Origin of the sequence: Megamonas hypermegale (assembly GCF_900187035.1) — a bacterium.
Classification (GTDB): Bacteria; Bacillota; Negativicutes; order Selenomonadales; family Selenomonadaceae; genus Megamonas; species Megamonas hypermegale.
Genome location: NZ_LT906446.1, coordinates 1,960,556 through 1,983,651, shown reverse-complemented (window position 1 = coordinate 1,983,651; position 23,096 = coordinate 1,960,556). Strand labels below are relative to the sequence as shown.

The following is a 23,096-nucleotide window of genomic DNA, read 5'->3' as shown; positions in this document are numbered from 1 at the left end:
CCATGACTATAGATACAAAACATAAAAAAGGAAGATTTGGCATTCACGGCGGACAGTACATGCCAGAAACTTTAATGAATGCCGTTATTGAATTAGAAGAAGCTTATAATAAATATAAAAACGACCCTGATTTTATCCGTGAATTAGAAGATTTACAGATAAATTATACAGGCAGACCTTCGCTCTTATACTATGCTGAAAAGATGTCCAAAGATTTGGGCGGAGCTAAAATTTATTTAAAACGAGAAGACTTAAATCATACAGGTTCACATAAACTAAACAATGTTTTAGGACAGATATTATTAGCAAAACGCATGGGTAAAACGCGTGTAATCGCTGAAACTGGTGCTGGTCAACACGGCGTTGCTACAGCTACAGCAGCCGCATTGATGGGCATGGAATGTGAAATCTTCATGGGCAAAGAAGATACTGAACGCCAGGCATTAAACGTATACCGCATGGAATTACTCGGAGCTAAAGTACACGCAGTAACTAGTGGTACACAAACTTTAAAAGATGCCGTAAACGAAGCGCTCCGCGAATGGACTCGTCGCATTGATGATACACATTATGTATTAGGCTCTGTCATGGGACCACACCCATTCCCAACAATCGTCAGAGATTTTCAATCTGTAATCAGCCGTGAAGCTAGACAGCAAATACTCGAAAAAGAAGGTCGTTTGCCAAGTGTAGTAATGGCATGTGTCGGCGGTGGCAGCAATGCCATGGGCATGTTCTATAATTTCATCAATGATAAAGATGTAAAATTAATCGGTTGTGAAGCAGCAGGCAAAGGCATTGATACAGACCAACACGCTGCAACAATAGCTAAAGGCACAGAAGGTATATTCCATGGAATGAAATCGTATTTCTGCCAAGATAAATACGGTCAAATCGCTCCTGTATATTCCATTTCTGCTGGGCTTGATTATCCAGGTATTGGGCCAGAACACGCCTATCTTCACGATATCGGCAGAGCTCAATATGTGCCAATAACAGATGATGAAGCGGTTAATGCTTTTGAATACTTATCCCGCACTGAAGGCATTATTCCAGCAATTGAAAGTGCTCATGCCGTAGCGCACGCTATGAAAATAGCGCCACAAATGAATAAAGATGATATCATCATCATCTGTTTATCCGGTAGAGGAGATAAAGACGTAGCCGCTATGGCAAGATATAGAGGAGTGAAAATTCATGATTAAGATAAAAGACGCATTTAAAAACCATAAAGCTTTTATTCCATTCATTGTAGCAGGAGACCCCGATTTAGAGCATACCGAAAAATTTATAGTAGAAATGGCAAAAGCAGGTGCTGATTTAGTAGAAATAGGCGTGCCTTTTTCTGACCCAGTAGCTGAAGGTACTGTTATTCAAGCAGCTAGTAAAACAGCATTAAACGCTGGCACAACTACAGATAAAATATTCGATATGGCTAAAAAAACTAGAACGCAAGTTGACATTCCACTCGTATTGATGACATATGTAAATCCGATTTTCGTATATGGCAAAGAAAAATTTTTCGCAAAATGCAAAGAATGCGGTATTTGTGGTGTAATCGTTCCTGATTTACCATACGAAGAAAAAGATGAAATTCTAAATGAAGCCAATGCTTGTGATGTCGAAGTTGTTTCTTTAATTGCACCAACTTCTGAAAATCGCATTGGCATGATAGCCAGCGAAGCACAAGGCTTTGTTTACTGTGTATCATCACTCGGGGTAACAGGCGTTCGCAGTGAAATAAAAACTGATGTAAAAAGCATTGTTGATATCATTCGTCGATATACAGATATTCCAGTAGCTGTTGGTTTTGGCATAGCAACACCTGAACAAGCATATGATATGGCAAAAATCTCTGATGGCGCAATTGTAGGCAGTGCTATCGTCCGCATTGTTGATAAATATGGTAAAAATGCTGCACCGTATTTATTTGATTATGTAAAATCCATGAAAGAAGCTATCTCAAAAACATAAAATATCTAATAACAAATATATTAGATGTTATTATAATAAATTTTAATAATAAATGAAGTACACTTCTCCAAATAGCTGTTTTAGATTTAAATACGGGATGTATATCATTTTTATAATGAGTTATTTATAAATAAATAGGAGATATATCTAGTGTATTTATAATTTTAGCTATATGGGAATTTTGTTTTAATTTTATTTAAGTATTTAGTTAAAAAAACAACACCTCAAAAGATTGTTTTTTATCTAACTTTTGAGGTGTTGTTCAAGTAGTTTTTTATTTTATTTGATAAAATGTTTTCTAGAATGGATAAATACTTTCTATTGCTTTATATGAAAATGTTTTTAATTTATTTAATGTAACTTTAGGGTCTTTAAAATACGTACATGTTGTGTAAACAGTACTATTTTTATAATAATGAGTTCTGACTTCTTTATTTCCATAATCATCAATCAATATATATATAATTCCGTTTTTAATAGGTATTTTTTCAATATAGATTATATTATTGTATTTGTTTTTTAGATTGTTTTCCCATTGGTTAAGAAAATTATCTGAATTAATATTATAGGGAACACAATGTAATTCATGAATATTTATAACTTCATTATTGCTAGAAGATGAAAAATAGGTAGATGAATTGGGTGTTGTTATATATATTATAGAATAACCTACATAGTTTATTTGTGTTGTTTGTGGGGATATATCCCAAAATATTGTGAAATTAGGTGTTGTTATTTTTGTACTAGCAAAAGATGTTGGAATGTAAATAAATATAGTACCGATTATAATAAAAATAATTAGAAATTTTTTCATAATAATCACCTTTAGTATTTAAACTTTATAATAATTATCTTTATATGGTTTGTAATTAAATTTACAATAAAAAAAGGTATTAAAGAATAAAGATAATTTGTGTTATATTATATTTTGAAATATGAATTAAATAATTTAAATGCAGTATATTATTTTTACTGAAATATCGTATGTGTTGAAAAATATATTACAGTATGGAAAAGGAAAAAATAACTCTTAATTGAATTAAATTTAAATAAATTATATAAGAATAAGTATGTGACAATATCCATTGAATTAACATAGATAAGTAATGACAAAATGGAAATTTTAATGAAATCTATAATAAAGTTATTGACAAAAAATAATGAATATGATTAAAAAAAATCAATATAAAAAGGGATATATCCAAAGATATATCCCTTTTTTGACATGAAAAAAATATATAAATAATTTTTTAGAGGCACAATCTTATATCAAAAGGGAGTTTTTATTTTAAACAGCATTATAACCGAGTTCTAATGCCTGCATATTTTTATCAACTGTATGTGGTGGTACGCGATGTGCCACAGATTGTTTTACTGTTTCAAGTGAAACAATACCTGAAAGTTTTACCATAATACCAAGTGCTACTATATTAGCAAATAATAATTTGCCAAGTTTTTCTGAAGCCATTTTAGTGATTGGCACTTTAATGATATGCGGAAAATCTGGCGCATCTAGTACGAGGTCTTCATCAATGATTAATAAACCATTGTCTTTATCTAAATCGCTATAATATTTATCAGCTGCTTTTTGTGTCATTGCAAGTACGATATCTGGTTTTATAACTTTTGGATGGTAAATAGGATTATCAGAAATGATTACTTCTGCTTTAGAAGCACCACCACGTGCTTCTGGTCCATAAGACTGAGATTGAACAGCCTGTTTACCTTCGCTTACAGCAGCTTCAGCAAAAATAATAGCTGCTGTGATAACGCCTTGACCACCAGAACCGGATAAACGGAGTTGTTTCATCATTTTTCAACACCTCCAGCAATTTCAATAACTTTATCATAAGCATGGTCATAATCAATAAATTGATGTTGATGTAATAAACCAATTGGGAATTTGCCTGCTTTTTTATCATCAGCTAATTTATCAAAAGCTGGTTTCATAACTGCATTATCACGCATCCACATCATCATCTGTGCTGGGTCTGCCATTTTATTTTTACGACCGAAAGCTGTTGGGCACTGTACAATAGCTTCAATCAAAGAGAAGCCTTTATTCTCAATACCGCCCGCTATCATATTAATCAAATGTGGTACATGATAAGCTGTACTTCTTGCCACATATGTAGCACCTGCTGCTGCTGCTAAACTGCATGGGTCGAATGGATTATCAACACAGCCATATGGAGCAGTTGTCGCTTTTTTATCAAGCGGAGTAGTAGGTGATGCCTGTCCACCTGTCATACCATAAATATTGTTATTGAATAATACGACAGTTAAATCAACATTACGTCTTGCACCATGAATGAAATGATTGCCACCGATAGCCATGCAATCACCATCACCTGTTATTACAATTACATTGAGTTCTGGTCTAGCAAGTTTTATACCTGTTGCAAATGGAATAGCTCTACCATGAGCTGTATGAAGTGTATCAAAATCCATATAACCAGAAGCACGAGAAGAGCAACCTATACCAGATACGATTATTGTTTTATCTGGGTCAAGATTTTTCTTAACGATAGCTTCTACAATCGCTTTCATTACAATACCATTACCGCAACCAGGGCACCATAAATGCGGAAGGCGGTTCTGACGAAAATGCTGTTCATAAATTCTAGGTTTCATTAATTATTGCCTCCTTCGCACATTTTAATAATAGCTGTTTCAATTTCAGCTGGAGTGAAAATCTGTGTATCGTATTTACCTAAAAATTCTACTTTGCATTTGCCTTCACTTGCACGCTGTACTTCGTGTACAAGCTGACCATAATTAAGTTCTGGAACTAAAATAGCATCTACTTTATCTGCCAAATTTGCAATGACTTTATCAGCAAATGGCCAAATTGTTATAAGGCGTACCATACCGACTTTATAACCTTTTTTACGAGCATCGAGCATGGCTTCATATGCTGTACGAGCTGTACCGCCATAGCTTACAATTGCATACTGTGCATCTTCCATATTATATGCTTCATAATGGCAAATTTCATCACGCGCAATATCTATTTTCTTATGCAATCTATCAATAACTTCTTTTGTAACGATTGGGCTGCCTGATGGGAAGCCTGTTTCATCGTGAATAAGACCAGTTACATGGATATGATATCCTTTACCAAAATCAGCAATATTTGGCACTAAATCAGTATCAGGAGCATATGCTTTATATTCTGGTGATGGAGTAGTCTTTGGCTGACGACGCGGATAAATTTCTATACCGTCCTTTTCAGGAACATCTATGTTTTCACGCAAATGACCTACAATTTCATCCATCAATAAAATAACTGGAGTACGGAAACGTTCTGCATAATTAACCGCCATAACAGTAACATCAAAAGTTTCACGCACGCTCCATGGAGAAAGCGCAATAATGGAATGGTCACCATGTGTTCCCCAACGTGCTTGCATGATATCGCCCTGTGCTGGAGATGTTGGCTGGCCAGTAGAAGGACCAACACGCTGTACATTGGCAATAACTACTGGAATTTCAGCAGCACAAGCATAACCGATTAATTCCTGTTTTAAAGAAAAACCTGGTCCTGAAGTTGCTGTCAATACTTTATCACCAGCAAGAGAAGCACCTAAAACTGCACCCATACTAGCGATTTCATCTTCCATTTGAACGAATTTACCGCCCATTTTAGGCAATAATTTAGCCATTGTTTCAGCAATTTCTGTAGACGGTGTAATCGGATAACCTGCAAAAAAGCGCACACCAGCCGCCAAAGCACCATAACTGCACGCTTCGTTGCCTTGCATTAATTTAATCATTAAGCTTCCTCCTTATCTACAAAAATAGCATAATCTGGGCAACGCAATTCACATTGTCCACAACCTATACAAGCATCAGCGTTAACAATCTGACAATGATTTAATACATCTAATTGCAAAACTTTTTTTGGACAAAAAGCTACGCAAATACCGCAACCTTTGCACCTCTGTGTTTTCAAATAAATAATATTTTTCAAAATGTCACTTCCAAACTCTCAAATATATACATAAAATTGACATAAATATTAATAGCAATAAATTCACTATATACTACATTCAATATCAATCATGACTTCTATTATATAACAAAAAAGTGTAAAAGTGTAAATGTATACAATATATCTTTTAGAACAAATTCTACTAATAAAATATGAAAATATCTTGACTATTGTTAAAAATAGTATATAATATTAATTAATAATTATTACTTTTTAGTCAGGTTTAAAAAGTAGATTAGAAAGGAAGCGATTTAAATGGAATTAAAAGGTAGCAAAACAGAACAAAATTTATGGGCGGCATTTGCTGGCGAATCTCAAGCACGTAACAAATATACTTTCTTTGCATCTAAGGCAAAAAAAGACGGTTATGTACAGATTGCCAAAATCTTTGAAGAAACTGCTGCTAATGAAAAAGAACATGCTAAAATTTGGTTTAAATTAGTAGATAATATCGGTACTACTGAAGAAAACTTAAAAGCTGCAGCTGCTGGTGAGCACGAAGAATGGACTTCTATGTACCCTGAATTTGCTAAAGTTGCTCGTGAAGAAGGTTTTACTCGCATAGCTAATCTCTTTGAAATGGTTGCAAAAATCGAAAAAGAACATGATGAACGATATAATATCTTATTAGCAAATATTCAAGAAGATAAAGTATTTAAACGCAATGAAAAAATGATTTGGATGTGCTCTAATTGTGGTCATGTATATGAAGGAACTCAGGCTCCTGAAATTTGCCCTGTATGTGCTCATCCAAAAGCATATTTTGAAATTAAAGCTAACAATTATTAATTTCTCCTAAATAAAAAATCCTTGTGCCTAATAGGCACAAGGATTTTTTTAATTCATAAAATACAAACCAGCATTATATATGAACAATATTAAAATTATCGCCATAAAGAATACTTGTCCTCTAAACAGCCATTTACTAACATTTTCTGACAAATTAGCATGTCTACTAACATACATAATAATTAAAACTATTTCCAGTAAGAAATATGTAGCAAAATTAGTTGGAGACTCTAATAACATCTGCCAACTAGTAGCAAGTAAGAAGAAATTCAGTGCAATTAAAATAATCAGCCAAATATCTTTTCCGTATTTCTTCTTTTCCTGTGGCTGTTGTTCTTCTTTGGCTTTATGGATTTTGTTGCTAATGCGTTTACTCATTCTAGCCATTTGAAAACCCCATCCTTAATTCATAATACCTAAAGTATATCAAATATATTTTATAGTCACAAGTTAACACTGAAACAAAATTTTTGAACACTTGTAATTATTTTTTATCAAACTAATTGATACTTTTTTACAGTTTTGCTAATATTAATAATATAAATAGATAATTATTGTACAAACTTTACAGAATTGAGGTTATTTTAAATTATGATTAGAGAACACCGCAATCGCGAAAAATTGATAAATTACTATAAAACCTTTACAACAAAAGGCACTATCGACCCTAATGTCCATCCATGGATTGCTAATTCTTGGCAACAATCCAAAGCACATCAAGTAAACCCTAAAAAAATCTCTTCAAATGTCCATTTATCATCAAATGAATTATCTCAATTACAAAATAAACACGCTGATGCTATAAACTACTTAGACCATTTTATTGACAGTATTATCGACTTTATTCATGAATACGATTTATGCTTAACATTTATGACTTCTGATTGTATTGTTTTAAAAAAATATGCTAATATTTCTTCCCGTTTTATCGATAAATTAGAAGGTGCTTCTTTAGGTGTAGAAAATGTCGGTACACTCAGTTGTAATATCGTAAAAGAAACAAAATCTCCATTTTGGATTTTTGGACCTGAAATGTGGTTCGAAGAATTCCATGATGTTAATTCTGGTTCTGTTCCTGTAATTGTCAATGATGAATTGACTTATATCGTATCACTGACAGCCTTGCAACATGAAAAAATATCACAAGATGTTGTTTTAGCTTTATTATTCACACTTAAAACAGCTTTGGAATTAAATATCAAACAATCTTTAAATATCAAAGCTCAAAAAGCGATTTTAGACGCTGCACCATTTGCCGTTTACCATATTATGCCAGAAGATAAAATCGTCTATACTAATCGCATGGGTAAAGAACGTTTATCCGTAATCAATGCTATTGATGAAAATAATGTAACAGCACATTTAAAAGACGTTGTTTTAAACTATACACATACACCTATTTATGATGGTTTTCAAGGAATTTCCTGTTATAACCGCGAAACAACATGGATTACAAATAATAAAACGTATGAAGATATAACAACAGTTGTACCATTAAAAAATTCTGAAGACGATGAAGAAGTACAAAGCGTTGTTACTGTTTCTATGCCAATTGAAGACTTGCGCACTCTTGTAGCACATGCTTCTGGTTATACAGCAAAATACAGCTTAAGTTCCATGGTAGGCGACAGCAAGACATTTATACAGATGAAAGAACGTGCTTATCGCGTAGCTCGCAATAAAAACCACATATTAATTCAAGGTGAAGCTGGTGTCGGTAAACAACGCTTGGCACATGGCATTCATATGGCAAGCATGCGCATGGCTGGTCCACTCATTTCTATAAATTGCGGTGATTTTACACCAGAACTTTTAGAACAAGATTTATTCGGTGCCGCAACTGAACCAGAAGTAAGTCATCCAGGAAAATTGGAACTTGCTAGCAAGGGAACATTATTCATAGATGAAATAGAAAAAATCCCTAATAATATCGCTAAAATGCTAGCACAAGCATTATCTGAAAAGAAAACTCATCGCATTGGTGAAAGCCTTGAACGCAGTATTGATGTTCGTATCATCGCCGCAACTGATAGCAATTTACGTCGCTTGACAGAAAAAGGCCAATTCAATGAAAAACTCTTTAATATAATTTCCCGTAGCATTATAAGAGTGCCATCGCTTCGTTCTCGCCGTGATGATATACCAAAACTCTCCATAAACATCATTGAAGAATTATCTCGTCAACATCAAATGGAAGCTAAAAAACTTTTACCTGAAACAATTGAATTACTTCGCAATTACGATTGGCCAGGTAATATTAAACAACTTCAAAGTGTATTGGAATACTCCTTCTTCAATACAGCTGGTACTAATATTTTACCTGCTGATATTAATCTCATGGGTAATGTTAAACCAGATAATAAATGGAAAACAGATAAAGAAATCTTCCTTAAAGCTTGGAAAGCTGCTGGTGGTAATGTAAGTCGTCTTTCTAATTTACTCAGTGTAAGTCGCGTAACATTATATCGTTATATTAAAAAATACGGTTTAGAAAAATAAAAATGAATATAAAAATAAAGACTGTCGCAGTATGCGACAGTCTTTATTTTTTAATAAGCGGCATCTCGTCCGTTTTCAGCTTTTATCGGTTTTACATCATTATGTCCTGTACCTGTATGATAAGGGCTATTTTCATTTACAACTGGTTCATGAAGAGTGATATTGCGTTTTTGTAAAACATCTTTTAATATCCATGCTCTATCTGAAATAATACCATCTACACCCATATCTAATAATTCATTCATATCTTTTTCGTCATTTACAGTCCATGGTACAATTTTTATGCCTAAAGAATGTGCTTCATCTACCATTTCCTTTGTCACATCCATATAATATGGAGATACAATATCTACACCTATAGCATGTGCTGCTTTTACTGGGTCATTATCATAGTCTTTTATATCTAAACCACCAAGCCATGGAGATTTTTGATTTCCATAACTTTCCCAAGAAGAAGAAGCTTGCCATAATGCACTTGTAGATATATTAGGATTTAATTTTTTCATTTCAATAAGTGTTCTCCAATCAAAAGACTGTAATACCACTCTATCTTCCATGCCATATTTTTTCACTGTATCATTAAATACTTCTACAAATTTCTTAGGGTCAGCATTATTTTTATATTCCATTGTATTAGGGTCTGGATAAGATTTAGTTTCTATATTTAAAACAATTTTTTTATCACCATACGATTGAATGAGTTGCATTACTTCATCTAATGTTGGTAATTGAGCATCATGCATAATTTGTGTTCTACCGTGAAGGTCATAATATTCACCAATTTCAGGGTTCATTACACCTACATCAAACTGTTTTAATTGGTCAACTGTCATAGTACGAATATCGTATTTATTTTTAGGAACATAATTTCCATCTTTATCGCGTGTAATATCTGGATTTAAAATAGGATTATGACTCATAACAATTTGCCCATCTTTTGTAAGTTGCATATCACATTCTATACTAGTTGCACCCATTTCCATAGCATAAGCATATGAATACAACGTATTTTCTGGTCTAGCATCACGACCACCACGGTGTGCTTCAAAATCAAATACATCATATTGAACTTTAGCTTCTGATATAGATGTGTCCATCATACCAACTCCAGAATATAAACTAAATGCTGCTAATCCTGCTGCTAATAATTTCTTTGTTGTTTTTTTCATGTCAAATTTAATCCTCTCTTTACTTTTATTTTACATATTTTTTATATTTTATAAAAAAATTTCAAATAATCCGATAATATTTTACATAAATTCAACAAATGATTTAATAAATAATTATTATTTTTATTTATTATACTACTAACAAAAATATAAAACAATATTTATTTTAAGCATAAATAAATTACATATTATACAAAAATAGGAAATTGATTATATATCAATTTCCTACAAAATATTTCAATCTTATAAAACAAATTTTTCTATTGCATAAGCAACTCCATCTTCATCACAATCTTTTGTGATAAATGATGCTTCTGCTTTTAAATCAGCAATGGCATTCTCCATAGCTACACTACAGCCAGCGTATTTTATCATAGATAAATCATTATCACCATCACCGATTGCCATAACTTCTTCTTGTTTTACACCTAAATAATCTGCTAATTTTTTCAGTCCTACAGCTTTAGTGATGCCCGGCGGAGTAACATCCATTGTAAAACCTGTATTTTGCTGTAATCCTATTTTACCATTAAATACTTCGGCAACATAATCGTAAATTTGCTGTATTTTTCCATTTATATCGCAGATAACAAGTTGAGTAACATTATTTATATAATTTTTATAATCATTGCCAACTTCTACGATATTTAATCCCTTAGTCGTCTTATATGCAGGAAACATTCTAGCATCTTTATATTTTACATAAATCACATCACCTATGTACCAACGAATATACCAATCATGTTCATAGCACGTTTCAATTAAAGATAAAATTGTTTCAGGCAGAAAATGTGCTTCAAATATAGTATTTTTACTATCAAGCGATTTAACAACACCGCCATTACAAGATACAACTGGACAATTCATGCCAAGATTTTTAGCAAAATAACTAGCTGAAGCTGGCATTCTACCAGTCGCAATTGTCACATGCACGCCATTTTGCATAGCTTTATAAATCGCTTTTTTATTTTTGGGCGAAACTAATTTTTGTCGATTAAGCAATGTATTATCCATATCTAAGGCAATCAATTTTATAGACATCAATATTTTCTCCTTTAAAGATATTATTTAACTTCATTAGACTTTTATAATATATCTAACATAAATTAAATTTTTAATATTATCTATATCGTTTCAAATATTCATATCATTGTCAAGTAAAACAAAAAGCCTTTTACTTTTATCATATTAACTCACAAATAGCAATATTTTATACAAATAAACTAAAAGCTAAAAATAATTGCGTTTTTTAATTGCTAAAAGAATAAATAAGGTATACAATAAAACTAGTTTGTCGTAGAGAAACAACTTTTCTCTCTCTAAATTTATAAGCGGTTACGTAAGTAACCGCTCTTTTTTTATTGCATAGATGGACCATTATCTGTGAAGTAAATCACACTGCCTGCTTTAAGCATCACAATACCACCATTTGGTAGTTGCCAGCTTAAATCTTTTTTAAGCACACCAGAGGTTACATAACCATCTTTAGAAAATGTCACATCATTTCCTTTTTTAAATTCAACAAAACCCGCTTTTTCATCGCCAATCAAGCCTTTTTGCCAACCATAAGGGCGCAAAAACGTATCATCATTTAATCTGCCTTTTCTCACAGAACCATCTGGATAAAAAGATAATTCATATTGGTCATTAAAAGTAACAAGCCCATATTTATCTTTTTGAATGCCGACCGTTACTTCTTCATCAATTGTACCTGATAAAACTGTGCCATCAGCTGCAAATGTAATCGGCTTATCGCCTTTATAGCGCACATGAGCATAAGTAGGCATCGGTATGGATACACTTGTAAATGGGTGGAAAATACGCGGATAAAAAATGCTATTATTGCTTTCTTCATAATAGTCATTTATCATATTGCGCCAGCCCGTTGGACGAAGTGCTATATCACGATTTAATGTACCGCTTATAACTTCGCCATTGCTGTTTAATTCGACAGTCGTACCCTTTTTAAACTTCAAATCTTCATTGATTGTGCTCCAGCCTTGCGGAACGAGAACTTTTGTCTTATCAAGTGTAATCGTCTTAGCCTGCGCAACTGCTGAAAATGCACAGATACCCGCTAAGCAAAAGCACATTGCCCATTTAAACATTTTCATAAAATCACCTCTTATAAATTAAATTCTTATATTTATATAAAAATAGCTCATCAGGGCATAAACCACGATGAGCTATTTATAATTTAAACTAAACTTATTCTGGTTTTTTAATTACTTCAATGCCACCCATATATGGACGAAGTACTTTTGGAATTACAACAGAACCATCTGCCTGCTGATAATTTTCTAATACAGCAGCTACTGTACGACCTACAGCAAGACCAGAACCATTTAATGTATGAACAAATTCAGGTTTTGCTCCTGGGCTACGGCGGAATTTAATATTAGCGCGACGTGCCTGGTAATCGCAAACATTGGAGCAAGAAGAAATTTCACGATACATATTCTGGCTAGGGAGCCATACTTCAATATCATAAGTCATAGCAGCAGTAAAGCCGATATCACCTGTGCAAAGTTTTACAACGTGATATGGGATTTCCAAAAGCTGTAATACTTCTTCAGCATTACGAGTCATTTTTTCTAACTCATCATAAGAAGTTTCTGGTTTAACGAATTTAATCATTTCAACTTTATTGAATTGATGCTGACGAATAAGTCCGCGTGTATCACGTCCAGCACTACCAGCTTCTGCTCTAAAGCAAGCAGTGTAAACGCTGTAGTATTCTGGTAATTTATCGCCATCTAAGATTTCATCGCGATGGAAATTAGTAGCTGGAACTTCACCAGTTGGAACTAAATAATAGTCCATGCCTTCCAATTTAAACATATCTTCGGAGAATTTAGGAAGCTGACCTGTGCCTGTCATGCTGTCTTTATTAGCGATAAATGGAGCAAGCATTTCTGTATAGCCCTGTTTATCTACGTGTAAATCCATCATGAAATTGATTAAAGCACGTTCAAGTCTTGCACCTAAACCTTTATAAAAAGTGAAGCGTGCACCAGTAACTTTTGCAGCTCTTTCTGGGTCTAAAATATCAAGGTCTGCCCCGATATCCCAATGAGCTTTTGGTTCAAAATCGAATTTGCGAGGAGTGCCCCAACGGCGAACTTCTGGATTGTCGCTGTCATCTTTACCAACTGGTACAGATTCATGGCACATATTAGGAATGCGAAGTAAGATATCATGTAATTCATCTTGTACTTCACGGAGTTGTTTATCTAATTGGCTAATTTTTTCACCAACTTGACGCATTTCTAAAATAACAGCATCAGCATTTTCTTTATTCTTTTTCATTTCGCTGATTTTTTTAGAAACAGCATTTTTCTGGCTTTTTAAGCTTTCTGTTTCAGCGATGATTTCACGACGCTGTTTTTCAAGTTCCATAAAACGGTCAAGGTTCATTGGATTATTGCGTTTTTTCAAGTTTTCCAATACGAGCTCTGGATTATCTCTGACGAATTTTATATCTAGCATTATTTCTACCTGCCTTTAAAAAATTTATAACAAAATGCTATTACTATGTAGCATTCTTAATTTTACAACATAATAGACAAAAATAAAAGTTTATCTTACTGTGCGTCAGTCTTATTTAATTCATCTATCAAGGATTGATTGCCATTTATCGGTTTTACATTGGCATATCTAAATAATTGCACGAAAATATCATGTGCTATTGGTGCTGCAATTTGACCACCGTAATAATTATCTGTACCCGGGTCATTGATGACTACAAGCACAGTGAATTGAGGATTTTCCACTGGACCAAAACCGCAGAATGAAGCGATATAATGACCTGGCATATAACCGCCATGTACCATATCAATTTTCTGTGCTGTACCAGTTTTACCAGCGATATTATAACCTTCTATAGAAGCCTTCGAGCCACCACCCGTTGATACTACCTGCTCAAGTACAGACTTTAATGTCTTATCTACATCAGAATCAATACAACGGCGCACTTCTTCTTTTTCCATCTGCTGATAAACTGAACCATCTGCATTGTAAATAGCTTTTACTATATGCGGTTTTAAGAGAACACCATCATTTGCAATCGCCGACATCGCTGTAACCATTTGAAGAGGTGTAACTGCAATACTCTGACCGATAGAAGAAGTAGCCACATCTGATGCTACCATATCTTTCGGGTCAAATAAAATGCCCGGTTCTTCGCCCGGAAGCTCAATGCCCGTCCTTTCACCAAAACCGAATTTGCGAGCATAATTCATCAAGCGTTCACCGCCCAATTTTAAACCGAGTTCAGCAAATCCCGTATTGATGGAATTTTTTACGACATCTAGGAATGTAACTGTGCCGAAGCTATCGCCAGTCCAGTTTTGAATAACTCTGCCAGAAACTTCAATTCTACCTGGGTCTACAAATATATCAGACGGAGAAACGATTTTTTCCTGAAAACCAGCAGCTGCTACAATGGATTTAAAAGTAGAGCCCGGTTCATATATATCGGATACAGCTTTATTTTTCCACGTTTCAGGACTGTATTTATAAAAATAGTTCGGGTCATATGATGGACGCGTTGCCATAGCCAAAATTTCCCCATTTTGCGGGTTCATTACTACAGCTGTTACAGATTGCGCACCATGCTCAACTAATGCTTTATCGAGTGCTTTTTCCACAATGAATTGATACTGTGCATTTATGGTAAGCTGGATATTTTTGCAATTAGCATCTACAGGTGAATTTATCATAAATACTGAATCTAAAATAGGACGAGCCAATGCATCAGTAAAAATAGAAGCCTCTTGGTCTTCACCCTTTATCATGCTATCAAACTGTTGCTCAATACCATCAAGCCCCTTATCATCAGTACCGACAAAACCAAGCACATTAGCAGCTAACATATCATTTGGATAATAGCGCTTACTTTCCTGACGAAAACCAAGACAAGCATTATACTCAGGTTTTTGCTTTATCAAGTTCTTCACAGCATTCGTCATCTCTGGTTCCATCTGTCTTTTGAGCCAAACGAAACCGCCACCACGCCCAATACGTTCCAAAATCTCTTCTTTAGTCATGCCGATAATCGGAGCTAAATCCGTTGCCACCTGTTCTGGATTTTCTGTATGATTTGGGTCAACGAAAAGCGAACTTACCATTGTACTTATAGCCATTTCTTTCATGTTGGCATCATAAATCGTACCGCGTGGCACATGCAAAACACTTTCCTCTTGTACCTGTCCTTTAAGCCTTGCCATCATCTGGTCACCTTCAACAAGTTGCACCCAGCCATAACGCCCAATCAGCACTAAAATCGCAATGATTACACCAAAGAACAGTTTTATTATATTGTTTTGTAATTTATTTTTATTTTTTTGTACTTTCAAGACAAAATATTACTCCTTAGTTCTCATCTTATTATTTTTTTATTATAGCAAAATTTTTTTGAAAATACATTTGCTATTTTATGGTAAAATACATATATATCATAATTAGAGGTGAATTATTGTGAAAATCATTCAAACAAATAATGCACCAGCTGCTGTTGGTCCATATTCTCAAGCTGTAGAAATCGACAATCTTGTATTTGCATCTGGTCAAATCGCACTCAATCCTGCAACAGGTGAAATGGCAGAAGGCATTGAAGCTCAAGCTCATCAAGCTTTAAAAAATGCACAAGCTGTAATTGAAGCTTCCGGAGCAAAATGGGAAAACGTAATTAAAACAACTGTTTTCATCACTAACATTGATGATTTCGGCAAAGTAAACGAAATTTATGCAACATATTTCAAACAGCCATATCCAGCTCGTTCTTGCGTAGAAGTAAGCAAATTACCAAAAGGCGCATTAATCGAAGTTGAAGTAATAGCTACAAAATAATAGCAAAAACAAAAGGTTGAATGTCCACTTTTAGACATTCAACCTTTTTCATTTCTCCATAAAATCTCATCCAGACCATCTATATTTTCCGTACCAGCTTCAATAGCTTTTTGATAATACTCTTCTTTATGCTTTAAAACTTCTAAATTTCTTTGCAAAGAACATATTTTTTTCTCTAACAAATCTTTTTGCTTCAATATGATATTATGCCTTTGCTCTAAAGTACAATCGCCCCTTTGGCATAAATCCATATATTCTTTGATTTCACGAATAGGCATTCCCGTATGCTTTAAGCAGATAAGCGTTCTCACTAAAGTAAAATCCTCATCTTTAAACACACGCCTGCCATTTATTCTTTCAACAAAAGGCAATAGCCCTTCTTTTTCATAATAGCGCAAAGTATATGCAGTCAAACCCAATTTTTTTGCAAATTCCGAAATAGTATATGTCATATTAACTAACCTCTTTTACCCAAACTAGTCAATATCAGACTACATCTTAAAGTGCACTATAAGTCAATACATATTATCAAATATTTGCATTGTTTTCTATCTGCATCAACAACGCTCTACAGCCTCTATCTATATCTACAAATGTTTCATCAAAATTGCCAGTATACCAAGGGTCTTTTACATCACGATTTTCACCAACAAAAGACATCATTTTATATACTTTATGCTCAGTATCTTCACCAATTATATACTTCAAATTATATAAATTGTTATTATCCATTACGATAATATAATCATACATATCATAATCAGCTTTTGTCATTTGAACTGCTTTTCTTTTTGTATAAGGTATGCCCTTTTCACGCAATTTTGCTTTTGTACCATAGTGAATATCACTGCCTATTTCCTCACGGCTAGTAGCTGATGAATTGATAATGAATTTATCCGCCAAACCCGCTCTACGCACTAAATCCTTCATCACAAATTCAGCCATTGTTGAACGGCAGATATTGCCATGGCATACAAACATTAGTTTTATCAAAATGCTTCATCTCCTTATAAATTTTTACTTCTTTTCTTATCGACTTTTGTCAACTCTTTCACTTTACTATAGTTTAATAAATTATACTTTTTCTATCCACTTCTTCATACTTTAATTAAATCTATTTTATCATTATAAACAATAATCTAAATACATGAATTGCACCTATAAATTTAATTTTTAATCTATACAATAAATTTAATAGGAATTATTCTACGTATTTGACTTTTATCAAAAGGTATATCTTCATTATCACTTAAATAATATAAATTTCTACTTTTATGATACAAATTTATCAAAACTATTTCACTTTCTGTCTTAGGCGGATTTCTTTTTAAATAATACTCTATTTTCTCTTCCATTTCACCTACTATATACTTTTTAAATAATTTCTCATCTATATAGTAAATATATTCTTTATCATTATTGACATTTTCTATTACTAAGTCTTTCAACAATCTATATACTGTATTATGTCCAACTATTTCCTTTAAATACATTTCATCATGTACATTATTTAATAAGATAAATACATTATTTTTACTATAATATTTATCATCATATAAATTTATTTTCTTTTCTATTATAGTTTTACATAAATTATCAAATATATTATTTATAATTAAAGCTTTAAAATTTACATCTAATATTTTTAATCCATCATAAGATATAACATTACTAATTAAACATTTTATATTATATATTATATTTAATTTTTTATAATCATTTTTCATTAAATCCACAATCTGATTAAACTTTTCTAATGTGCAATTTCTCAAATATATTATAATAAAGTCCCCTACTCTATTTCTTGAACTCCTACTAAAAGTATTCTTATCATCACTTAATTCTAAAATATTTTTATACAAAACTTTTACTATCAAAAATTCGTTACTACAATCATTTTTTTTAATATAACTAAAAAATTTATCAATCCACAAATATTCATCATTTTCATATTTTATGTTAATATCAATTATTTTTTGTCTAACAAAATCACATAGTAAATTTTCATCTTGTATATAATTTATACATTTTATAAAATCATTAACTTCTTTATTTATTTCCAAAAATCTATTTTCATTTTGTGAAAAATATATATCAAAATATTTACCACTATAAATACATTTATTTATTCTTATAAAATCATAATCTACATCATTATAGTTATTACTAATAATATCTTTGCCTGAAAAATACCTTTGCACAGCAATAAACATATCTGATAACAAATCTTTATATTCCTTGTTCTTATCTTTAATTAATTTATCAAATAACTCTTTAGCTTTTTTACTATCTTCTTTATCTATATCCATATGTTTTGTACTCACATCACAAAGTTTATCCGTAGTTATAAAATATTCCTTATTTTGATAAATATTATAATACATATCCCCATCAAAAAATTTTATTGTATTTAATGCAAATAACGTATACTTTGATAAATAATGTTGTGTAGCAAAAATTTCCGTTACTACTGTATTCAAAAATCTCTTTAGCTTTCTTAAATCATTTACTTCTGATACTATAAAATTTACAATTAATTCATATTTTTCTAGATTTCTTTCACCATAAAATATAAGCAATCTTTCTATACAAACTCTACATATATTCGACAATAATTCTTGTTGAATAGGTGGTACAGATATATTCTGTTGGATAATTTTCTCAATATAATGATAATCTATTTTCAATTTATCAGAAAAGACATCCTTTAATCTATCCTCATCATAAATAATTACATACGTTATTCGTTTTAAGTCAAAAACTTGCCCGATTAACTTAAACAAAAAAATTATATTATCTGCTTCTGCTCGTTCTAAATTATCAATGAATAATACAACTCTTTTTTGATTAAATTCCAAAAAATCATTAAGTTCATTTTTGATTTTTTCAACAGTATCAAAATTATAAAAAAAGTTATTTACAAAAGTATTGTCAAATCCTACCTTTTTAAATATTACATTAACTAATGATTTAAATATTTTTTCATGTTCAAGTGGATTACTTGCGATATTTGCTTCTACTAAAATAGATTTAAGTAATCCTATCATCATATTTTGAGGATTATCGTATATCCAAGGACTAAAATCACTTAATATAAGTTCTTTATCATTTATATTACTTTTTATTTTTTTCTTCACTATATTAACGGTTGTTGTTTTTCCAGAACCCCATGCTCCATTTATACCTATAACAAAACTGTTATTAGCTCTAGTATTTAGTATACTATTATAGATATGCTCAATTATTATATCTCTATGTAAAAAATCATAATCAACATCATTTTCATCTATTAATAAATATTTTACCTCATTGTTTATAATACTATTACTAATATCATTATTATATAAATCTTTTAAATCTATCAAATTACTACATTCATTTTCTCTTTTAAGTATAATATTTTGAAAAGCACTTTCCTTATCTCTTAATATTTTTAATGAAATACCCATTAAAATACATTCTAAACAAAATTTATATATTTCTTTCTCATACACGATAGTATAAACCATACTAAATAAACTTATAAAAAAACCTATTCCTGCCAATCTATCTATTATATTTATTGATTTTACTTTATATGCATCAATAAGTTTTAACTTTGAAAAACACATTACCACTATTAATAAAAATACTAAACCCGCAATAAAAAGTGTAAACATATTTATTAATTTACTTATCAAATTATATCTATTTACAAAAAAGATAGCTAAATATATTAAAATTGACCATATTATAACATTAACAAAAAAGTCCTTTTTCCATAAATCTCGTAAATAGTTCACTCACCAATCAATCCTTTCTTTGTAAAAATACCGCATAATAATATGCGGTATTTTTATTATTCTATCTTTAATTCTTCTATATCAGCTAAAAGCTTATCTAACTTTTCTACTATACGCTTTTGTTCTGCTAATGGTGGCAATGGCACTAATATTTTTTCTACAACACTTCCAGATACTTCTTTAAATGTTGTTCCTGTTCCTAATTTTTTTATTATATCTACCATACCTAATAAAACATAATACAAATAAAGTGATAAATTTAAAGAAAAAGGCACTACCGATTTAAATCCTTGATTAGTAGATACTTCTTCTTTTGCTATGGCAACATATCCAATTGGCGCTCTACTTGAAAAAAGAATACTACCTTTTGGCAATAATTGTGCTGAAGATTTTTCCAAACCTAATAAAGTTATATATTTTTTTCCATACGATATATATTTTCCTTTAACATTTTTCATATCCGCTGGAGTAATCCATGCTATTTTACCATTTTGCCAATACTCTAAATTTGTTGTTTTTGGTGTTCCTCCACCTATAATTTTTCCTATTTCACCTAATCTTACCCATTTCCAATTTTCAGGTATAGCAAATGGTATCTCTTCTTCTGTTATCTCTGGCAATGGTTTTTGTTTTTTTATCTTTTTTTCTTTGATTAAGCGTTCTTTTTCTTCTTTTATCGCCTTTAATAAATCTTCTACTTTATCATCTGTAGCTAATTGTTCCGTCAAATTTCCTTGTATAGCTGATTGTAATATAGATTTTTTTAACTTATCAGGGAAATTCTTTTGTAGTATAGATAATTTTTCTTCATTAGCTTTTAATTCATCTATATCAGCCAAAACATTATCAAGCTTTTCTACTATACGCTTTTGTTCTGCTAATGATGGCAAAGGTATTAATAAATTTTTTATTGTATTCAATGCCAGTTCTTTCTGTTTAGTTGAACCACTACACATATCTTCTATATTATCTTGAATATGTGGAGAAGATAAAAAATACTTTATATATATCTCACTTATTAAACGCGTACTACGCACAACTGTAACATGACTATCTGCTACTATAATAGGATATTTTGAATCTGTTTTAAATAAACATACCCTTCCAACTGTACCTAATCCTGTAGAGTTTATTAATATATCATGTTTCTTTAAATATCTTTCATCAGAATATTTTTCTAATACTTCTGGTGATAAATATTTTGCTGGCTCTAAAGTAAACCCACTCCACTGATTACACTTTTGAGATACAACAGGATATTTTTTTATATCTGAATATGTTGGTGATTTTCCTCTTTGTAAATATATACATATATTATCTAATCTTACCCATCTCCAATTTTTAGGTATTTCAAATGGTATTTCTTCTTCTGTTATTTCTGGCAATGGTTTTTGTTTTTTTATCTTTTTTTCTTTGATTAAGCGTTCCTTTTCTTCCTTTATAGCTTTTAATAAATCTTCTATCTTATCATCTGTAGCTAATTGCTCTGTCAATTTACCTTGTATAGCTGATTGTAATACTGATTTTCTTAATTTATTTGCTAGCATAATTTTACTCCTAAAATATTTTCTATTTCTTGGAGCTTCTTATCTATTTTGGAATTCAAAGTAGCTCTTTTTTCTTTATACTCTAAAATAGTTTCTTCTGGAGATAATACTTCCTCTTCAATCGTAGGATAACCGCATAAATCTATATCATAGTTGCGATTTACGATTTCTTCTAATGTATAAACTTTAGCCTTATAAGTATCAGTTTCTTCATCTTTAATATCGCATCTATCATTCCACCATTTTATACAATCAGCAAAATGTTCTAATTTCATTGGTTTTGTTTTAGAAAAATGTTTATATCCTTCTGGCATATCCAAACGATAAAAATAAGTTTCTTTCGTAGTTCCTGTATTATCAAAGAAGATAATATTTGTTGTAATAGATGTATATGGAGCAAACACAGAAGCAGGCAAGCGGACAATCGTATGCACATTAAATTCACTAAATAATTTTTTCTTAATAGCTACTTTAGCATTATCTAAACCAAACAAAAATCCATCTGGTATAATAACTGCTGCTCTGCCATTTTCCTTTAAGCGATACATAATTAAAGATATGAATAAATCTGCTGTTTCACTACTGCGCAAATCCGCTGGAAAATTATTTTTTATTGCATCTCCTTCAGCTCCACCATATGGTGGGTTCATCAAAATAACTTCAAATTTTTCATTATCTTTATATTCTCTTACATTACGTTCTAATGAATTAGCATTATAAATAGCAGGATTATCTATATCATGCACTAACATATTTGTTACACATAATAAATGCGGTAAAGGTTTCTTTTCTATACCATAAATAGCATTATTATATTCTGCTCTATCTTCTGTATTTTTCATGTTTTTTTCTAAATGATTTAATGTAGAAGTCAAAAATCCACCTGTTCCACAAGCAAAATCAGCTACAGTTTCGCCAAGCTTTGGATTTACCATTTCTACGATAAAATCAGTTACTGCCCTAGGTGTATAGAACTCCCCTGCATTTCCCGCACTTTGCAAGCTTTTTAAGATGGTTTCATAAATTTCACCAAAAGCGTGCAATTCTTTAATATTATCAAAATCTATTTTATTGATTTCATTGATTAATTGACGCAACAAGACACCATCTTTCATATATTGATTGGTGCTTGCAAATACATCTTTTAAAATTCTATGCTTAATAGGTGCATCAGCTGGCAATTTTATATTTTTTAGCTGTTTAAACAGTTTTTCATTAACAAATGTTAATAATTTATCTTCTGTTAACGATTTACCATCTACTTTATCTACTGCCCAATTTTCCCATTTACATTCTTCTGGCAATATGGATTTATAATTATCATCAAAAAGTTCCCATTCTTCTTCTTTTTTAGCATAAATCTTTAAAAATAATAACCATGTTAATTGTTCAATGCGCTGTGCATCACCATTTACACCACTATCACCACGCATTATATTTTGAATGTTTTTTACAAATGTTCCTAAACTCATATCTTAATTTATTTGCTCCT

21 protein-coding genes are annotated in these 23,096 nt (G+C 31.5%); 5 read left to right on the top strand and 16 right to left on the bottom strand.

The genetic code is table 11. The features are described 5' to 3' along the window. Positions 1-2: 2 nt before the first annotated feature. Both trpB and trpA read left to right on the top strand, forming a co-directional pair. On the top strand, positions 3-1,205 hold the full coding sequence (gene trpB, locus CKV65_RS11030) for a tryptophan synthase subunit beta (RefSeq protein WP_027889105.1): 1,203 nt from the start codon (positions 3-5) through the stop codon (positions 1,203-1,205). Next, complete coding sequence (trpA, locus tag CKV65_RS09560) at positions 1,198-1,974, top strand: tryptophan synthase subunit alpha (RefSeq protein WP_027889104.1); 777 nt, start codon at positions 1,198-1,200, stop codon at positions 1,972-1,974. Before trpB ends, trpA begins: the two co-directional genes overlap by 8 nt. Positions 1,975-2,272: 298 nt before the next feature. Here the strand turns inward: trpA and CKV65_RS09555 are convergent, their stop codons facing one another. The 5 genes from CKV65_RS09555 to CKV65_RS09535 all read right to left on the bottom strand — a co-directional run bounded on the left by CKV65_RS09555 (position 2,273) and on the right by CKV65_RS09535 (position 5,947). Then, the gene (locus CKV65_RS09555; protein ID WP_027889103.1) at positions 2,273-2,788 is read right to left on the bottom strand and encodes a hypothetical protein; all 516 of its coding nucleotides are present in this window, start codon (positions 2,786-2,788) and stop codon (positions 2,273-2,275) included. A 474-nt stretch (positions 2,789-3,262) separates the two neighbouring features. Continuing rightward, positions 3,263-3,787, bottom strand: coding sequence for a 2-oxoacid:acceptor oxidoreductase family protein (locus tag CKV65_RS09550; RefSeq protein ID WP_027889102.1), 525 nt, complete (start codon positions 3,785-3,787; stop codon positions 3,263-3,265). Next, positions 3,784-4,608, bottom strand: coding sequence for a 2-oxoacid:ferredoxin oxidoreductase subunit beta (locus CKV65_RS09545; protein ID WP_027889101.1), 825 nt, complete (start codon positions 4,606-4,608; stop codon positions 3,784-3,786). The genes CKV65_RS09550 and CKV65_RS09545 overlap by 4 nt, the downstream gene beginning before the upstream one ends. Next, the gene (locus tag CKV65_RS09540; protein ID WP_027889100.1) at positions 4,608-5,750 is read right to left on the bottom strand and encodes a 2-oxoacid:acceptor oxidoreductase subunit alpha; all 1,143 of its coding nucleotides are present in this window, start codon (positions 5,748-5,750) and stop codon (positions 4,608-4,610) included. Before CKV65_RS09540 ends, CKV65_RS09545 begins: the two co-directional genes overlap by 1 nt. Continuing rightward, a complete protein-coding gene (locus CKV65_RS09535; protein WP_027889099.1) occupies positions 5,750-5,947 on the bottom strand; it encodes a 4Fe-4S binding protein in 198 nt (65 codons plus the stop codon). The genes CKV65_RS09540 and CKV65_RS09535 overlap by 1 nt, the downstream gene beginning before the upstream one ends. Positions 5,948-6,223: 276 nt before the next feature. On the opposite strand from CKV65_RS09535, the gene rbr reads away from it, so the two are divergent. Continuing rightward, positions 6,224-6,757: a rubrerythrin gene (gene rbr / locus CKV65_RS09530; RefSeq protein WP_027889098.1), complete on the top strand. Its 534-nt coding sequence runs from the start codon at positions 6,224-6,226 to the stop codon at positions 6,755-6,757. Between the two features lie 48 nt (positions 6,758-6,805). Here the strand turns inward: rbr and CKV65_RS09525 are convergent, their stop codons facing one another. Continuing rightward, complete coding sequence (locus tag CKV65_RS09525) at positions 6,806-7,144, bottom strand: hypothetical protein (protein ID WP_027889097.1); 339 nt, start codon at positions 7,142-7,144, stop codon at positions 6,806-6,808. 204 nt (positions 7,145-7,348) lie between these two features. Here CKV65_RS09525 and CKV65_RS09520 point away from each other — a divergent pair, with 204 nt between their 5' ends. Beyond that, a complete protein-coding gene (locus tag CKV65_RS09520) occupies positions 7,349-9,256 on the top strand; it encodes a sigma 54-interacting transcriptional regulator (protein WP_027889096.1) in 1,908 nt (635 codons plus the stop codon). Between the two features lie 50 nt (positions 9,257-9,306). Here CKV65_RS09520 and CKV65_RS09515 read toward each other — a convergent pair whose 3' ends face one another. The 5 genes from CKV65_RS09515 to CKV65_RS09495 all read right to left on the bottom strand — a co-directional run bounded on the left by CKV65_RS09515 (position 9,307) and on the right by CKV65_RS09495 (position 15,782). After that, positions 9,307-10,425 (bottom strand): glycerophosphodiester phosphodiesterase, encoded by a 1,119-nt coding sequence (locus tag CKV65_RS09515; protein ID WP_027889095.1) that lies wholly within the window; start codon positions 10,423-10,425, stop codon positions 9,307-9,309. A gap of 243 nt (positions 10,426-10,668) precedes the next feature. Then, on the bottom strand, positions 10,669-11,466 hold the full coding sequence (locus CKV65_RS09510) for a Cof-type HAD-IIB family hydrolase (protein WP_027889094.1): 798 nt from the start codon (positions 11,464-11,466) through the stop codon (positions 10,669-10,671). Positions 11,467-11,783: 317 nt separating this feature from the next. After that, the gene (locus tag CKV65_RS09505; RefSeq protein ID WP_027889093.1) at positions 11,784-12,539 is read right to left on the bottom strand and encodes a hypothetical protein; all 756 of its coding nucleotides are present in this window, start codon (positions 12,537-12,539) and stop codon (positions 11,784-11,786) included. Between the two features lie 94 nt (positions 12,540-12,633). Beyond that, positions 12,634-13,914: a serine--tRNA ligase gene (gene serS / locus CKV65_RS09500; protein ID WP_027889092.1), complete on the bottom strand. Its 1,281-nt coding sequence runs from the start codon at positions 13,912-13,914 to the stop codon at positions 12,634-12,636. 95 nt (positions 13,915-14,009) lie between these two features. Further along, complete coding sequence (locus CKV65_RS09495) at positions 14,010-15,782, bottom strand: peptidoglycan D,D-transpeptidase FtsI family protein (RefSeq protein WP_027889091.1); 1,773 nt, start codon at positions 15,780-15,782, stop codon at positions 14,010-14,012. Between the two features lie 121 nt (positions 15,783-15,903). Between CKV65_RS09495 and CKV65_RS09490 the strand changes: the two genes are divergently transcribed. Further along, positions 15,904-16,275, top strand: a complete 372-nt coding sequence (locus tag CKV65_RS09490) for a RidA family protein (protein ID WP_036254153.1) — start codon at positions 15,904-15,906, stop codon at positions 16,273-16,275. Positions 16,276-16,313: 38 nt separating this feature from the next. Here CKV65_RS09490 and CKV65_RS09485 read toward each other — a convergent pair whose 3' ends face one another. From CKV65_RS09485 to CKV65_RS09465, 5 genes are all read right to left on the bottom strand, one after another. After that, entirely contained in the window at positions 16,314-16,727 is a 414-nt protein-coding gene (locus CKV65_RS09485) for a MerR family transcriptional regulator (protein WP_027889089.1), read from the bottom strand. Between the two features lie 76 nt (positions 16,728-16,803). Continuing rightward, positions 16,804-17,268, bottom strand: a complete 465-nt coding sequence (locus CKV65_RS09480; RefSeq protein WP_027889088.1) for a low molecular weight protein-tyrosine-phosphatase — start codon at positions 17,266-17,268, stop codon at positions 16,804-16,806. Between the two features lie 185 nt (positions 17,269-17,453). Next, positions 17,454-20,057 carry a KAP family P-loop NTPase fold protein gene (locus tag CKV65_RS09475; protein WP_036254150.1) on the bottom strand — a complete coding sequence of 868 codons (2,604 nt, stop codon included), beginning with the start codon at positions 20,055-20,057 and terminating at the stop codon, positions 17,454-17,456. Positions 20,058-20,113: 56 nt separating this feature from the next. Then, a complete protein-coding gene (locus CKV65_RS09470; RefSeq protein ID WP_051177518.1) occupies positions 20,114-21,604 on the bottom strand; it encodes a restriction endonuclease subunit S in 1,491 nt (496 codons plus the stop codon). After that, positions 21,598-23,076: a class I SAM-dependent DNA methyltransferase gene (locus tag CKV65_RS09465; protein WP_027889087.1), complete on the bottom strand. Its 1,479-nt coding sequence runs from the start codon at positions 23,074-23,076 to the stop codon at positions 21,598-21,600. The genes CKV65_RS09470 and CKV65_RS09465 overlap by 7 nt, the downstream gene beginning before the upstream one ends. Positions 23,077-23,096 lie beyond the last annotated feature (20 nt).

What these genes read in the sequence shown, in the direction of transcription:
- trpB (WP_027889105.1), top strand. Translation starts at nt 3, where the DNA reads ATGACTATAGATACAAAACATAAAAAAGGAAGATTTGGCATTCACGGC.
- CKV65_RS09525 (WP_027889097.1), bottom strand. Translation starts at nt 7,144, where the DNA reads ATGGCTAGAATGAGTAAACGCATTAGCAACAAAATCCATAAAGCCAAA.
- CKV65_RS09485 (WP_027889089.1), bottom strand. Translation starts at nt 16,727, where the DNA reads ATGACATATACTATTTCGGAATTTGCAAAAAAATTGGGTTTGACTGCA.
- CKV65_RS09470 (WP_051177518.1), bottom strand. Translation starts at nt 21,604, where the DNA reads ATGCTAGCAAATAAATTAAGAAAATCAGTATTACAATCAGCTATACAA.
- CKV65_RS09545 (WP_027889101.1), bottom strand. Translation starts at nt 4,608, where the DNA reads ATGAAACCTAGAATTTATGAACAGCATTTTCGTCAGAACCGCCTTCCG.
- trpA (WP_027889104.1), top strand. Translation starts at nt 1,198, where the DNA reads ATGATTAAGATAAAAGACGCATTTAAAAACCATAAAGCTTTTATTCCA.
- CKV65_RS09550 (WP_027889102.1), bottom strand. Translation starts at nt 3,787, where the DNA reads ATGATGAAACAACTCCGTTTATCCGGTTCTGGTGGTCAAGGCGTTATC.
- CKV65_RS09520 (WP_027889096.1), top strand. Translation starts at nt 7,349, where the DNA reads ATGATTAGAGAACACCGCAATCGCGAAAAATTGATAAATTACTATAAA.
- CKV65_RS09555 (WP_027889103.1), bottom strand. Translation starts at nt 2,788, where the DNA reads ATGAAAAAATTTCTAATTATTTTTATTATAATCGGTACTATATTTATT.
- CKV65_RS09505 (WP_027889093.1), bottom strand. Translation starts at nt 12,539, where the DNA reads ATGAAAATGTTTAAATGGGCAATGTGCTTTTGCTTAGCGGGTATCTGT.
- CKV65_RS09540 (WP_027889100.1), bottom strand. Translation starts at nt 5,750, where the DNA reads ATGATTAAATTAATGCAAGGCAACGAAGCGTGCAGTTATGGTGCTTTG.
- serS (WP_027889092.1), bottom strand. Translation starts at nt 13,914, where the DNA reads ATGCTAGATATAAAATTCGTCAGAGATAATCCAGAGCTCGTATTGGAA.
- rbr (WP_027889098.1), top strand. Translation starts at nt 6,224, where the DNA reads ATGGAATTAAAAGGTAGCAAAACAGAACAAAATTTATGGGCGGCATTT.
- CKV65_RS09515 (WP_027889095.1), bottom strand. Translation starts at nt 10,425, where the DNA reads ATGAAAAAAACAACAAAGAAATTATTAGCAGCAGGATTAGCAGCATTT.
- CKV65_RS09465 (WP_027889087.1), bottom strand. Translation starts at nt 23,076, where the DNA reads ATGAGTTTAGGAACATTTGTAAAAAACATTCAAAATATAATGCGTGGT.
- CKV65_RS09510 (WP_027889094.1), bottom strand. Translation starts at nt 11,466, where the DNA reads ATGTCTATAAAATTGATTGCCTTAGATATGGATAATACATTGCTTAAT.